Consider the following 545-nt stretch of genomic DNA (forward strand, 5'->3'; position numbering starts at 1 on the left):
CGGTCGCGGATGCGACGGACGCGGCGTCGATTGCCGCATGTCGTCGTTCCCACGTTGCGGATGATGAGCATCGACAGGAAGATGTAGTGCGGATGAACTGCGTCTGAGGTTGAGTGGACATCCTTCCTGCCCTCCGAGTCGCCGAGAAGACCTTCGACGGAGTGGCCGTGACTGCGTGCGAACGGCCTACTGCCTCACGCATATCGGATGGGTTCTGGGATGGCTGTGATCGAGGATGTTCTGGCGCTGGGCGGTGCGTTGGAGCGCTCGTACCAGGTGTATGTGCGCGGGAGGTTGAAGTTCCGCGTCGGTCAGATGGTTTATGTGGCGTTCTCTCTCGACGAGAGGGTGATGGGTTTCGCCTTCCCGAAGGAGGAGCGGGCCGCGTTGGTCGGCGGCGACCCGCGCAAGTTTCAGATGCCGTCGGCGTCTGACTTGCGCTTCAACTGGGTCCACGCAGATCTTGCGTCACTGGACCCGACCGAGGCTCGCGAGCTCGTTGTCGACGCTTGGCGCATGGTCGTCCCCCACAAGGTTTCTCGCGC

General features: G+C 62.6%; 1 protein-coding gene. It reads left to right on the forward strand.

Going from position 1 to position 545, the window contains the following annotated elements:
* Nucleotides 1–219: 219 nt before the first annotated feature.
* Nucleotides 220–545, forward strand: a 326-nt coding sequence (locus ABD212_RS18980; protein WP_344097787.1) for an MmcQ/YjbR family DNA-binding protein, incomplete at its 3' end; no start/stop codon positions are given.

It is taken from the genome of Microbacterium deminutum, assembly GCF_039530205.1.
In the GTDB taxonomy this organism is placed as follows: Bacteria; Actinomycetota; Actinomycetes; order Actinomycetales; family Microbacteriaceae; genus Microbacterium; species Microbacterium deminutum.